13 protein-coding genes and 1 tRNA gene are annotated in these 13,814 nt (G+C 53.8%); 7 read left to right on the top strand and 7 right to left on the bottom strand.

Annotated elements, in window-relative coordinates; all coding sequences use genetic code 11:
- The first annotated feature begins 102 nt into the window (after nt 1–102).
- The 3 genes from EFB11_RS07085 (at nt 103) to EFB11_RS07075 (ending at nt 3,802) form a co-directional block, all read left to right on the top strand.
- A complete protein-coding gene (locus EFB11_RS07085) occupies nt 103–1,353 on the top strand; it encodes an AAA family ATPase (protein WP_122789560.1) in 1,251 nt (416 codons plus the stop codon).
- Nucleotides 1,354–1,367: 14 nt separating this feature from the next.
- A complete protein-coding gene (locus tag EFB11_RS07080) occupies nt 1,368–2,072 on the top strand; it encodes a HEPN domain-containing protein (protein ID WP_122789559.1) in 705 nt (234 codons plus the stop codon).
- Between the two features lie 491 nt (nt 2,073–2,563).
- Entirely contained in the window at nt 2,564–3,802 is a 1,239-nt protein-coding gene (locus tag EFB11_RS07075) for an IS256 family transposase (RefSeq protein WP_122789558.1), read from the top strand.
- A gap of 126 nt (nt 3,803–3,928) precedes the next feature.
- On the opposite strand, the gene tadA is transcribed toward EFB11_RS07075, so the two are convergent.
- Nucleotides 3,929–4,462: a tRNA adenosine(34) deaminase TadA gene (gene tadA, locus EFB11_RS07070; protein WP_122789557.1), complete on the bottom strand. Its 534-nt coding sequence runs from the start codon at nt 4,460–4,462 to the stop codon at nt 3,929–3,931.
- Between the two features lie 116 nt (nt 4,463–4,578).
- On the opposite strand from tadA, the gene EFB11_RS07065 reads away from it, so the two are divergent.
- Entirely contained in the window at nt 4,579–5,883 is a 1,305-nt protein-coding gene (locus tag EFB11_RS07065; protein ID WP_122789556.1) for an alanine/glycine:cation symporter family protein, read from the top strand.
- On the opposite strand, the gene EFB11_RS07060 is transcribed toward EFB11_RS07065, so the two are convergent.
- From EFB11_RS07060 to EFB11_RS07040, 5 genes are all read right to left on the bottom strand, one after another.
- A complete protein-coding gene (locus tag EFB11_RS07060; RefSeq protein ID WP_122789555.1) occupies nt 5,880–6,956 on the bottom strand; it encodes an SHOCT domain-containing protein in 1,077 nt (358 codons plus the stop codon). The two genes, EFB11_RS07065 and EFB11_RS07060, sit on opposite strands and share 4 nt — an antisense overlap.
- 110 nt (nt 6,957–7,066) lie before the next feature.
- Nucleotides 7,067–8,107: a rod shape-determining protein gene (locus EFB11_RS07055; RefSeq protein WP_122789554.1), complete on the bottom strand. Its 1,041-nt coding sequence runs from the start codon at nt 8,105–8,107 to the stop codon at nt 7,067–7,069.
- 148 nt (nt 8,108–8,255) lie between these two features.
- A complete protein-coding gene (locus tag EFB11_RS07050) occupies nt 8,256–8,906 on the bottom strand; it encodes a ComF family protein (protein ID WP_122789553.1) in 651 nt (216 codons plus the stop codon).
- Nucleotides 8,903–11,140 (bottom strand): SF1B family DNA helicase RecD2, encoded by a 2,238-nt coding sequence (gene recD2 / locus EFB11_RS07045; RefSeq protein ID WP_122789552.1) that lies wholly within the window; start codon nt 11,138–11,140, stop codon nt 8,903–8,905. The genes EFB11_RS07050 and recD2 overlap by 4 nt, the downstream gene beginning before the upstream one ends.
- A 17-nt stretch (nt 11,141–11,157) precedes the next feature.
- Nucleotides 11,158–11,460, bottom strand: a complete 303-nt coding sequence (locus tag EFB11_RS07040) for a hypothetical protein (protein WP_122789551.1) — start codon at nt 11,458–11,460, stop codon at nt 11,158–11,160.
- 145 nt (nt 11,461–11,605) lie between these two features.
- Between EFB11_RS07040 and EFB11_RS07035 the strand changes: the two genes are divergently transcribed.
- From EFB11_RS07035 to EFB11_RS07025, 3 genes are all read left to right on the top strand, one after another.
- A tRNA-Pro gene (locus EFB11_RS07035) sits at nt 11,606–11,682 on the top strand.
- A 251-nt stretch (nt 11,683–11,933) separates the two neighbouring features.
- Entirely contained in the window at nt 11,934–12,284 is a 351-nt protein-coding gene (locus tag EFB11_RS07030) for a cyclic nucleotide-binding domain-containing protein (protein ID WP_164706651.1), read from the top strand.
- 4 nt (nt 12,285–12,288) lie between these two features.
- Nucleotides 12,289–12,633, top strand: a complete 345-nt coding sequence (locus EFB11_RS07025; protein ID WP_164706650.1) for a Crp/Fnr family transcriptional regulator — start codon at nt 12,289–12,291, stop codon at nt 12,631–12,633.
- A 43-nt stretch (nt 12,634–12,676) separates the two neighbouring features.
- On the opposite strand, the gene acrA is transcribed toward EFB11_RS07025, so the two are convergent.
- A complete protein-coding gene (acrA, locus tag EFB11_RS07020; protein WP_122789548.1) occupies nt 12,677–13,792 on the bottom strand; it encodes an acryloyl-CoA reductase electron transfer subunit beta in 1,116 nt (371 codons plus the stop codon).
- Nucleotides 13,793–13,814: the final 22 nt, after the last annotated feature.

Raw genomic sequence — 13,814 nt, 5'->3', positions numbered from 1 at the left:
CAATGTCGAAACGTTTAAGTTGAATATTTGCAAGAAAATTGCAAATTCGATTGATAAACGGTGTATTTTGTGATATAATTTTTTCAGGGAGGAGGATGTGTGATGTTATTGGAGTTCAGATGTTCTAACCACAAATCAATTAGAGCTGAAGTTCTATTTTCTGCAATAGCAGGCTCAGACAAAACTCATGCAGAAAACATAGAAAAAGTAGCAGATGTTGAGGTTCTGAAGTCGGCTGTTATCTATGGTGCAAATGGTTCTGGCAAAAGCAACTTTATCGATGCCATCGCATTTGTAAGAGGTCTTGTTATCAATAGTATTCATCATCAGCCTGGGCAAGGAATCCGGCAAGTCCCACACAAATTGTCTGGACATGACCAAGAAAGCACCTATAAAATTCAGTTTATTGTAGACAATATTAGGTACGCTTTTGGATTTTCACTAAAAAATATGCTTGTCACAGAAGAATACCTTTATTATTTCCCCAATGGTCGTCAAACCAAAATTTTTGAACGTGTTGGTGAAAAATACACGGCAGGTCGTAGTTTCCTCAACAAATTTAATACTTGCAAAGATGTCCTCAAGCCAAATCGCTTAATGTTGTCCTGCGCTGCAAATTTTAGTTCGGTTGAAGAAGTAACTGTTGCATATCGCTTTTTCAATGACGAGTTGGTAATTTACAGTTCGGTTAACCAAGACAATTGGATGAATTATTCACTGCACCAAATTAATGTTAACGAACAAATAAAGGCAATTGTTCTGAAGCTTTTGGACGCACTTGGCACTGGAATTAAAGATATTCATGTTGATATTAAGAAAGAGGATCTAGATGTTGCGAATCTTCCTCCCTTTTTATCAGACGAATTCAAAAAAATTCTTTTACAGGAAAAAATAGATGCAATTTCTGCTAAGGTTCTGTATGAAGGATTTGAAACGGATTTGATTTCAGAGGAATCCACAGGAATAAAAAAACTTTTTGGAATACTGTGTCCATTTATTGATATTATGGTCAATGGAAAAGTATTGGTTTGCGATGAGCTTGAATCCAACTTGCACGAATCACTTCTTTTTGGACTGGTAAAACAGTTTGTGAATACACGTGGAAGTAAACCTGCACAGTTGATTTTTACGACTCATGAAACCGGGTTGTTGAACTTGGATTTGTTCAGACGAGATCAAATTTGGTTTACAGAAATAAAAACAGAAGACCGTTCTACAGATTTATTTTCACTTACAGAGATTAAAAATGTCCGAAAAGATGAGAACTTTGGAAAAGGTTACATTGCAGGAAAATATGGAGCGATTCCGATGCTAAATCTGAATTTTGCCAGTATAATTTCTTCTGATATGTAAGTGGAGGTGGTGATATGGTATCTAGAGATATTTCACTAACTCCACGTGCGGAAGACACGCGCGATGCACACCCTGTTGTGGTACCTATCCAGTTTTCGTTGTCTGAGATTAAGCAACATTTTATAGAAAGTATGGATGAGGTTAAGGCACAGTTTGATGTCGCAGATGAATTAAATGCTGACGGAAATGAAATTGCTTGTAAAATGGTTTGGCGATCACAAGTCGTTTTGGCTGAGGGATTGCTAGACTTTTACATTCATGAAGTTAGTAAGTATTGTTTGGTTAGAATGTTCTCGGGAGCCTGGCCAAAATCAGAAAAGTACAAATCGTTTCAGATTCCTATGGAAAGAGTAGAGAATGCTATAGCTGCTTTGGAATCAAATGACTGGCTTTTTGAATATTTGAATGAGCGATTTAGCAGAGATGTGTTTTTATCGTGTGAAAGCATGAGAGATCAGTTAAACCTTATCGGTATACCGTTTAATAAAGTGATGGAAGTAGCTTTTCCTAGCGGAAATGAGCAAGAAGCAATAAAGACCGGAAAAGAAGCTATAGCGATGCTATTTCAGCGAAGAAATGAAATAGCACATCAAAATGACAGAAGTCATGCCTCTGCTGAACAAACAGACATTACTAAAGAATTTGTTGAAGATTATATATCAAAGATAGAATCCATCGTCAACGCTATACAGGTAATTGCAGAGGAAACAGATACATAGAGGAATAAGTTGGGCTTAACCGTAGACACGCAAGCATGAGTGGTGCAACATTTTAGCACCACTCATGCTTGCGTGTTATAGGTATGTTCTTTGAAAGTTTGAGGTGACTCCAAGAACAGCAACCAAGTTTCTTTCCCTACTGTTGTCCTGCGTTGCCCTGGGCAGCGATACGCAAGGCACACATAAGGAGCAAAACCTGCTTTTGGTGCGTGATGCACGAGGATAAAATTAGAATCTGGTGTGCAGAAAAACCGCAGTATTAAGCCAAAAACCAGGCGGAAAGCGAAGAAATCACCGGATGTTTGGAAGGGCCAGTACAGAGCTCTTGAAGTTTACCAAGCGCTAATTTTATTCCGGCAATACAAAATCCCTGGAACCGTATGGTTCCAGGGATTTTTTTATATGGAGTCAGAAAGCGAGAGGCTTCTTCAAATTATGTGTAAACCTCCTGAGTGGTGTAGAATAGAAGCATCACACAGGAGGTTATACATATGGCCAGAAAGAATCGCACGCCGGAAGAAAAGGCCCGGCGGGAGAAAATCCGCGAACTGCTGCAGATGGCGAATATCGGCAGCATGGATGACATTCAAAACCTGTTCAAAGAGACCATAGCCGAATTCATGGAGAACGGCCTGGAGGCGGAACTGGATGACGAGCTGGGCTACAGCAAATACGACTACAAGAACAAGAACACAGACAACAGCCGTAATGGCCACAGCAGCAAAAGGCTGCGTACCAGCTTTGGCGAGGTGGATGTGTCGGTTCCTCGGGACCGGAAAGGCGAGTTTGAGCCGCAGGTGCTGAAAAAGAACCAGACCAGCATCAGCCAGGATATCGAGGAAAAGATCCTGTCGATGTATGCCAAGGGGATGACCACCGGAGATATTGAGACCCATATTCAGGATATCTACGGTATTTCGGTCTCGGACAGCACGGTCAGCCGGATCACGGACAAGATCCTGCCTGTGGCCAAAGAGTGGCAGCAGCGGCCTTTGGAGTCCATCTACGCCGTGGTATTTTTGGATGCCATCCACTACCATGTCCGCAGCGAGGGGCAGATCGTAAAGAAAGCGGTGTATATTGCCATAGGCATTGATCTGGATGGCCGGAAAGATGTACTTGGCATGTGGGTAGGCGAAAATGAGAGCGCCAAGTTCTGGGCGACCGTGCTTAACGGCCTGCGGAACCGTGGTGTGGAGGATATTTTCATCGCCTGCACGGATAACCTTGCCGGATTTGATGCGGCCATCCATGCCACCTTTCCTCAAACCGAAATTCAGAACTGCATCATCCATCAGCTGCGCAATTCCAGTAAATATGTGTCCTACAAGGACTTAAAGGCGCTTATGGCTGATCTGAAGGCAGTTTATGCCGCCGTAGATGAGCAGGCAGCACTGGATGCCCTGGATACCTTCGGGGAGCACTGGGACCGGAAATATCCGAAAATCTCCCAGTCCTGGCGGGACAACTGGGCAAACCTGAGCACCTATTTCAAGTACCCTCAGGAGGTGCGGCGGCTGATTTACACCACCAATGCTATTGAGGGCTTCAACCGCCAGCTGCGTAAGGTGACCAAAGCCAAATCCGTCTTTCCCACCGATGACAGCCTGCTGAAAATGCTGTATCTGGCCATGATGGATATCACGAAAAAGTGGACCGGCCGGCGGCAGGACTGGAGTGTGATCCACGCCCAGATGGCTGTCTACTTCGCTGAGCGCATGCCTGAGTAATGCCCGTTCAGATCGATGGCTGAGGGGATATGAATGCCTTCGTCTTGACATCCCCTCTCGCTGGCGTTATGTTGTTAACAAGGCGGCAGCCGTTTTACCCGTCTGCCGCCCATGATAAATTTCGCTCTATTTGCACCACAAATGACCTTTACACAGAATTTGGGATTGCCCTGAATGCGAAGCCTTTTGCTGCAATTTTTCAATTTTTTTGCGGGCACGCAGCGCACGGAAAAATTCCCGCAGCACTTCGGCGCATTCGGCTTCCAAAAGGCCGGGGATGACCTCCGGCTTGTGGTTGTAATCCAGGTCAAACAGATTGGTCAGCGTGCCACAAGAGCCGGCTTTGGGGTCGGGGGCGCCAAAGTATAGGGTTTTGATGCGGCTGTTGATGATCGCCCCCGTGCACATCGGGCAGGGTTCGAGCGTCACATACAAATCACACCGGTGCAGCCGCCAGCCCCCCAATTTCTTGCAAGCCTTGTGGATGGCTTCGAGCTCGGCGTGGCATAGGGCGTCCTTTTTGGTTTCCCGCCGGTTGCGGCCCCGGCCGACGATCTTTCCGTCGCACACGACCACCGCCCCGACCGGCACTTCTCCTTCTGCGGCAGCCTTGTGCGCCAGCCGCAGCGCGGCTTTCATATATTTTTCCTGTTCGGTCATCGGCCGAGCCTCCTCCTGTTGATTGGTTCAGTATAGCATACCCCGTCCGCGAAAACAAGCCGCCCCGCATATCTTCCGGCTTTGGGACATACACAACAATAGACAGGAGGATTGCCATGGAATTGCTCACCCACATCCGCTATGCCCTTTGGGGCCCGTTTACTGTGCTGCTCATCCTGGGCACAGGCGTCTATTTGACCATCCAGACCCGCTTGGTACAGGTTTGGTGTTTGCCGCGCCTGCTGCGCGGACGGACGCAGAGCAAAAGCGGCGGACTCTCGCCCTTACAGGCGCTTTGCACCTCGCTGGGCGGTACGCTGGGGGTGGGCAATCTGGCAGGCGTCGCGATTGCGATCACCCTCGGCGGGCCGGGGGCGGTGTTTTACATGCTGCTGGCCGCCTTTTTCGGCATGGCGACCAAATACGCCGAACTGCTGCTTGCGGTGCGCTTTCAAATATCGGACGGCGCGCCGCTCGGCGGGCCGATGGTCTATCTGACACGCGGCGCCGGTCTGCCACGGCTGGCCAAAGTGTTTGCCGTATGTTGTATCTTTTCCGCGCTGGGGAGCGGTGCGGCCGCCCAGGGCGGCGCGATCGCTGAGGCGGTGGAGGCTGTCTGTCCTGCGCCGCCAGTGCTGATCGGGATTTTGACCGGCATCCTGCTGTTGCCGGTCCTGTATGGGGGCGGGGAACGCATCGCGCGGGCATCCTCGGTCTTGGTACCCGTGATGACGGTCGCCTATCTGACGGCGGGCGCGGCGATTTTATGGATGCACCGCGACCGGCTGCCGGCCGCGTTTGCGGCTATTTTGTCCGGGGCGCTCGAACCGCTGGCCGCAGGCGGTGGGGTACTCGGTCTGCTGACCGCCCATGCCGTATCCGACGGCTTTGCCAAGGGCGTCTTTTCCAACGAAGCCGGGATGGGTTCGGCACCTATTGCACACGGCTGCACCACAGGCGCCAAACCCTGTGAAGAAGGGATGCTGGGTGCGGTGGAAGTGTTTTTGGACACCTTTGTGGTGTGTCTGATGACCGCGCTGGTCATTCTGGTCACGGGTGCAAACGAAAGCGGCCGCATGGGGCTTTCCATGACGGCCGCGGCCTTTTCTGAGCTGTTCGGCCCGCTGGCGGAAGGGTTCATTGCTGTGACCGTGTTATTTTTGGCTGTGTCGACCGTGCTGGGGTGGAGTTTCTACGGACTGGCCTGTCTGCGCTTTCTGCGGGTGCGGCGGGCGCTACGGGCGCTGTATCCGCTGGGCGTTGCCCTTTCAGTGGCTGCGGCTGCCCACTTTCCCTTGACCGATTTGCTCTATCTGTGCGACATTTCGGCAGCCCTGATGGCGTTCCCCAACCTGTATGGCCTGTGGGTGCTGGCGCCGGTCGTGCGGCGGGAAACGAAGGCATTTTTAAAAAAGCCCTAGAGCCGTGCCAGCAGTCTGGCCTTGGCGGCGTCGAATTCTTCCCGGGTCAGGTAACCGCGATCGCACACATTGGCCAGGATTTCAATTTGCTCTGCAATGGTGGGTTCGCGCAGTCCGGGCATGTTTTCAAAGGACTTTTCCGGAATCAGGGTTTGCAGCGCTTGCAGCGAGGCATAGGAGAATTTCATGAGACCGCGGCGGCCTTCCAGCCGCACGAGCAGTTCGATATAGCGGTTATCGTGTTCCACACGTTCGGTGCGGATGGGTTCCGAGCTGACGGCCGCTTCGATGGCCCGGCCATGGGGATTGAGCGAAAACGGATGCTGCCATCCGGCCCAATAGGCCGCGCTGCGGTCCACCGTGACCCCGCCGCCGGACACCTTGGTTTCATAGTCGATGTCGCCCTTGGGCTCAAAGCATTCGATGGCCGAAACCGGCAGCACGCCATAGCGGACCTCGGTCACGCTGGTGTAATAGGCATTGCGGATCTGCTGCAAAAAATGCAGATTGTCGTCTGCCCGCCACACCGAAAGCGGACATTTGTTAGGCAGCAATCCGCCGCCCTGCTCGCAAAACAGCTCGCACGCATCCGCGGGTTCTTCCAAGATGTCATATACGCTGCGCAGCCGGCAAGCAGGCAGATATTTTTGCAAAAAGGCTGCCGTATGCGGCCGGTTGGCGACCGTGAAGCGTACAGGCGTCCCGCCGTCCACGGTCATCGTGAGTGCCACCGGCTGGATGGCATACACGGCAAGCAGCCCTTCCTGCCGGATGGGCTCGCGCTGGGGCTCCTCTTTGCCAAACTGCACCCGGTCCGCGGCGTACGACTGGATAGACGCCTGCCCCAGCGCGTCATCGGGCGCATGGTAATCCAGATCGGGCAGCAGCAGCCAGGCGTCCTCCTGTTTGGCCAGAAGATAGGTTTGCCGCGGAAATTCGGCTGTCGGTTGGTCGATTTGCAGCCGCAGCGTATCCGAAGGCATGCTTTCTTGCAGGCTTTTATAGTGTGCCACCGCGATTTCATAGGCGGTTGGCTCCTCCCGCTCCGGCTCGCGTCCAAACCCAAAGATCATCTTGGATCACCCCTTTTCAAATTTTCTTTATTCTACCATATTTTCGGTAAGTTTTTGAGCGCTTGCTTGAAAAAATATAGAAAAAACCAGGGCCGAAGCCCTGACTTTTTTTAAGTCATCATTTGCCGCCGGCGGGACAGATTCATGGTGCCGTCCTGCATGGTGGCCAGGTGCTCGAGGCACGAGCCGGTACCCAGCGCAACGCACGAGATCGCCTCGTCGGCCACGCGGGTGGGGATGCCGGTCTTGGACGCGATCAGCTTATCAAAGCCCCAGACCATGGCGCCGCCACCGGTCATCACAATGCCGTTGGTCGAAATATCGCCGGTCAGTTCGGGGGGCGTGCGCTCCAAAACCGCGTGGATGGCTTCCACGATGGTCGAGGATACTTCCTCGAACGCGCCCAGAATCTCGTTCGATTCGACCGTAAAGGTGCGCGGCAGGCCGGTCATCAGACAGCGGCCCTTGATCTCCATCGAGGTTTCCTCCGGACGGGGGAACACACAGCCGATCTCTTTTTTGATATCCTCCGCCGTGCGCTCACCGATGAGCACATTGTGCTTGCGGCGGATGTATTTGATGATTGCCTCGTCAAATTTATCGCCTGCGACCTTGATGGAAGTGGATTCCACGATGCCGCCCAGCGAGATCACCGCAATATCGGTCGTGCCGCCGCCAATGTCTACGATCATGTTGCCGTTGGGCTTGGCAATGTCGATGCCTGCGCCGATGGCAGCAGCCACCGGTTCTTCGACCAGAAAGACGCGCTTGGCGCCTGCCTGAGAGCCGGCATCGATCACGGCGCGTTCTTCTACTTCGGTGATGACCGAAGGTACACACATGACCACATTGGGCTTGAACAGGCGGAAGCCCAGCACTTTGCGGATGAATTCTTTAATCATGCGCTCGGTCATTTCGTAGTCGGAAATGACGCCTTCGCGCAGCGGCCGGATGGCGACGATATTGCCCGGTGTGCGGCCGAGCATTTTTTGCGCGTCCTCGCCGACCGAAAGGATCTTACCGGTGGTCTTATCCACCGCGACGACCGAGGGCTCATTTAAAACGATGCCCTTGCCCTTGACATAGACGAGCACCGAGGCAGTGCCCAGGTCAATGCCGACATCACTTGTAAAAAATCGAAACGTACTCATCATCCTTTTCATGCGGCAAGGCACACCGTGATGGCCGCGCCTGCCTTCCAGAAACCTTTCCTTGTTATACGAATCTATTATACCGTATTTACGAACTATTGCAATGGTGAAAAGATAAAAATTCGCTTACAATTTGCATATTTGAAAATCATTTTCTGCGAACAGGCGGAGTTTTTGTCATACTAACCAAAAAGATTGCCTCTGCGCCCGCATCACGCAGAGCCTCGGCACAGGCAGCTGCCGTGGCACCCGTGGTGACGACATCGTCGATCAGCAGGACCCGCCGGCCAGCGACGGTCGCCGCATCCCGTACGGCAAATGCCCCGCGGACATTTTCCATCCGCTTCTCATGCGGCAGCGAGGACTGCACCCGGGTGCGCTTACATTTGCGTAGCGTCCGCACACAGGGCAGACCAAACGATTGGGCAACCAGCCGCGCCACCAGAGCCGACTGATTGTAGCCGCGCCGCATCCACCGGAAAAAGGAAACCGGCACAAACGTGATGCAGTCGGGTTTCCAACCGTCCAGATACCCGTCCAAGCAGTCGCTTACCATGCGGGCAAACCAATCGGCATAGGCGCGTCGGTACTGGAACTTGTACGCGTGCATGGCTTCGCGCACGAAATCTTTATAGACCAGCGGCGCGTCGGCTTCGTCCACACCGAGCACCGAAAAACTCTGATAAAAGTAATATTCGCCATCCTCCAGGCATTGGTCGCACAGAATGTGCTGATGTTCGCGCAAGCTGGCGCCGCAGCGTTTGCACCGTTTGGGGTAGAGCAGGGAAAGCAAACTCATCGGCCATCCTCCAGCAGCATGCGCGCCTTGAGGGCGCTGTACCGGCGGCCGCGCGTGTTGGTATTCACCATGGTTTCCAGCGTTTCCTGCGCGCCGACAATGACCAGCAGCTTCTTAGCCCGCGTGATGGCGGTATAGAGGATGTTGCGCGTGAGCAGACGCCGCGGTACCCCGGCCGACAGCGCGACGATGACGGCTTCAAATTCGCTGCCCTGCGCCTTGTGGACGGTCATCGCATAGGCCAGCTCGAGCTCGTCCAGCATATCGAAGGTATAGGTCGCCAACTTGTCGTCGAATTTGACGATCAGGCATTCCTGGCCGGGGAAAATTTGCAAAATCTCCCCGACGTCGCCATTGAACATCCCGGTGCCTTGTTCGTGGTTGTCCATCCGCTCCCAGACGATGTCATAGTTGTTGCGAATCTGCATGACCCGGTCGCCTTCGCGGAATACGGTATCGCCAAACCGTTTTTCGTTCTTTTCCGGGGTCGCGGGGTTGAGTGCCTCCTGCAACCGGCGGTTGAGTTGAGCGGTCCCGGCGCCCTGCCGCCGGGAGGGGGTCAGCACCTGAATCTGGCTGGGACTGAGCCCATAATACCGGGGCAGACGGTCGCGGCACAGTTCGGTGACCGTTTGCAGAGCTGCTGCCGGGTCGGCCTTTTTCATCATGAAGAAATCGCCGTCCTTGCCCGATGGCACCGGCATCCGCCCCTCGTTGATGGCGTGCGCGTTCATAACAATGTCGCTTTTCTGCGCCTGGCGGAAAATTTCGGTGAGCTGCGTGACGGGCACACAGCCGGAGGTGATGAGGTCGCGCAAAAAGTTGCCCGGCCCGACCGGCGGGAGCTGGTCGGCGTCGCCCACGAGCACCAGCCGCGCCCCGGTGGGCATGGCGGCAAGAAGGGCCTGCATGAGCGAGATATCCACCATGGACACCTCATCGAGTACGACCACGCCGCAATCCAGCGGATTGGTCAAGCAGCGCTGGAAGGCCAGCTTGCCGCCCGGACCATAGCCGGCTTCGAGCAGCCGGTGGATGGTCTTGGCCTCCATGCCGCATAGTTCACTCAGGCGCTTGGCTGCCCGCCCGGTGGGCGCGGCCAGCACGGTTTCCAGCCCCAGCGCTTCGAATACGCGCAGCATGCCGCGCACGGCGGTCGTTTTGCCGGTGCCCGGCCCGCCGGTCAGGATGGACACGCCGCATTTGGCCGCGGTAGCGATGGCCTTTTTTTGCAAGGGCGCATAGGCTACATCGGCATCCTGCTCGAGGGCGTTCAGTAGCTCGTCCAAGTCAAAGTCATAGGTATAGGTCTGGGCGGCCAGTTGCTTTAAACACCCGGCCAGGAAATCTTCGGCTTCGTACATCTGCCGCAGATAGACCGCATCCCGTCCGGCAATGATCTCGCGCACGACCTGACCCCGGGCAGCTAAGCGTTCGATGCTTTCCATGGCGCGCGGCTCCTCGAACACCACATCGTCATCGGACAATAGTGTGCACGCTGCGCCGACCAGCTTTTCCACCGGGATAAAGGTATGCCCGTTATTGAGGTTAAACGTCATGGTATACAGGATGCCCGCGTCCGCGCGCTCCTCGCTCAGGCGCGGCAACCCCAGATTGAGCGCCAGCGCATCGGCCAGTCCAAAATCGATCTCATAATACTCGTCGCACAGAAGATAGGGGTTTTCGGTCAGGGCGTCCATGGCCGCGACGCCAAGCCGCTTGTAAAGTCGGGGCGTCAGCCAGACAGGCAGACCGTTTTCGGTCAGGAAATCCATCAAAAGGCGCATCTCGCTCATCTCGGTGAACTGCCGGCCGATGTCCTGTGCCTTTTTGGTCGTGATGCCGCGGATTTCGGTCAGCTGCGCCGGGTCGTTTTGCAGGATGTCAAAGGTATCCTCTCCGAATTTCTCGGCGATCTTGACCGCCAGCCGCGGGCCGATGCCCTTAATGAGTCCCGACCCCAAATAATCGGCAATGCCGCGCACCGAAACCGGCAGGCGGCGCTCAAACGATTCGGCCGTGAACTGCTCGCCATAGGACGGGTGAGTCGTCCAGCGCCCGCCTAGCGTCAGTTCTTCGCCCAGCCCCAGGCCGGGGATGTAGCCGGTCGCTGTGATCTCCTCGCCATCCGGGGCAATCAGGCGCAGGACGGCATAGCCATTTTCCTCATTCTGAAAAACGATCTGCGACACTGTGCCGCAGACCATTTGATATTCCTGTTGTGCTTCCTGCATAGCCGTCCTCGTCCTTTTTATTTGATGTAGGTCGCCTGGCAGCGTGCGGCCGTGCGTTCGGCCAGATTCGGCCCTTCGCCGTCGCGGGCTTGCTCGAGAAAAAGAATCTCCAGTCCGGGCAGATACAGCCGCCGCGCCTCGCGCGCCGCCAGCAGCAGCCGTTCGCTCTCGGGCAGGCTGCCATCGCCCTTGAGCACCAGCGTAGCGCTCCCTTCTGCGCGCGTATAAGTCGCCATTATTATATCATACACGGCTTTTAAAATGCAAATCAGTCCCACTGCCGCCAGCGTGCCGACGACGCATTCGAGTACATAAGGCATACTGCGTCCCTCCTTGTGTCATGCTATGTCGGAGCCGCAAAAGGGGTGCTTCAAAAAAACTGAAAAATTTTCTTTTTTCCTGTTGACATTTTTCCAAAACCGCGCTATACTAATAAAGCTGCTGATGAACAGCGAAAAACTTCTTCGAGGTGTGGCTCAGCTTGGTAGAGCGCTTCGTTCGGGACGAAGAGGCCGCAGGTTCGAATCCTGTCACCTCGACCATCTAAAACATCCGAATCGGTTTCGATTCGGATGTTTTTTTGTTTTGGCACTAGAAAATCAAAAATTTTACAGTATTGTGATAAAAGTAGGAGGTAAAAAATCCTAAAAAAACAAGATTGCGAAAAAAATCACAATCAAAAGTTGCGTTTTCCTATTTTTTTTCTTACAATAAGAGATAAGCGCGAGCGCAGGCATCGAGGTGTCCGAACAAATGCTGAGGCCACGTGAACAAAGGAATGGGAGTGTCGGCAATGGAATTATCGGAAGCATGGGAAGTATTTGGGAAAAATGCTCCGTTTACGTTTTATTCCCTGCCAGCGCAGCTGCAGCAAAAGGGACAATACATGGAATTAGACGCCAATCAGGTGGTTGTCCATCAGGGAGAATTTCCGGAATACATTTATTTTGTATTGGATGGAGCAATCGCCGGGGTGCGGGAACAAGACAAAGAGAGTGAATACAACTATTTTCGCCTGGAAGCCAACAACGGAGGCATTGGGGTGCTGGAACTGCTGGCGGGCGAAAAGCATTACATGGCAACCATGGTCAGCCTGACCAAAGTTCGTCTGGCCAAGGTTCCGGCTGTATCCGGTCTACATTGAGATCATGAGCGATTTTTCGATGCTGCGCCAGTGCACGACCGTGCTGGCCAAGAGCTTATACAAGCGATTCGGCAGCGAGAACACCCTGCACGATCTGCGGGGGCTCGACCGGGTGCGCTATTATTTGTTTACCTATTATGAAACGTACTATCCGATCCCGGAGAAGGGGACGCTGCTCATTCAGGAGCAGTATCAGGACATTGCCGATAAGATCGGCATGAGCGTGCGAACGGTGGGTCGCAACCTGCAAAAGCTGCGGGAACTGGGCGAAATCAGTTCCTACCGGCGCAATATCTGCATGACCGAGCAGCAGTACGAACAAATGAAACAAAAAATCTGCAAAAAATAAAAAAACGCCCGTTCCAGTTGGAACGGGCGTTTTGGATTTCAGCTTACTTGGATGCCTTAGCTTCCTTAACAGCCTCGATCATCATCGGAACAACCTTGAACAGGTCGCCGCAGATGCCGTAGTCTGCTACGTCGAAGATCGGAGCCGAGTCAGACTTGTTAACGGCTACGATGCACTCGGAATCCTGCATGCCAGCCTTGTGCTGGATCGCACCGGAGATACCCAGAGCAACATACAGCTTCGGATGTACGGTCTTACCAGTCTGGCCAACCTGATGGTCAGCAGACAGCCAGCCAGAGTCGATTGCTGCACGAGAGCCGCCGACTACGCCGCCGAACTCTGCTGCCAGCTGCTCTGCCAGCTTGATGCCGCCTTCTACGTCCTTGGAGATACCACGGCCTACCGATACAACGACGTCAGCGCCGGTCAGGTCAACCAGTTCCTTGGCTTCCTTCACGATCTCGGTTACCTTGGTCTTCAGGTCTGCATCCGACAGGGAAACAGCCAGCTTTTCAACCTTAACAGCGTTTGCCTTTGCTTCGTCGTATGCGCCCTTCTTCAGAACGCCCGGACGAACGGTTGCCATCTGCGGACGGAAACGCGGGCAGATGATAGTTGCCATCAGGTGACCGCCGAATGCCGGACGGGTCATCTTCAGGTTGCGGTCTTCACGATTCAGAGCGTCCAGCTGTGCCTGCGGCAGAGTGGATGCTTCCTTCAGGAATGCAGCGTACTTCTCTACGTCTACGTCCAGATGGGTGCAGTCTGCGGTCAGGCCGGTGTGCAGACGAGCTGCGCAACGCGGGCCCAGGTCACGACCGATGTTGGTTGCCGCGATCAGCATGATCTCCGGCTTCTTGTCCATAACCGTGTCGCAGATGACCTTTGCATATGCATCGGTGGTGTAGGTTTCCAGCAGGTCGTCTTCGCATACCAGAACCTTGTCAGCGCCGTATGCGCCCAGTTCCTTCGCCATGCTGTCGCCTACGCCCTTGCCGCCCAGCAGCAGGCCGCATACTTCCACGCCCATGTCATCGGCCCGCTTGCGTGCCTCCGAGATCAGCTCCAGTACGGTCGGCTGCAGCTTGCCCTGGCGCTGCTCACAAAATACCCATACGCCGGAAAAATCGGCCAGGTTGGTGTTGTTAAATTCAGCCATTGTTCTAAGTTCTCCTTTCGAA

The sequence above is a fragment of the Intestinibacillus sp. Marseille-P6563 genome (genome assembly GCF_900604335.1).
In the GTDB taxonomy this organism is placed as follows: Bacteria; Bacillota; Clostridia; order Oscillospirales; family Butyricicoccaceae; genus Butyricicoccus_B.
This window is presented reverse-complemented; position numbering and strand designations above follow the sequence as displayed.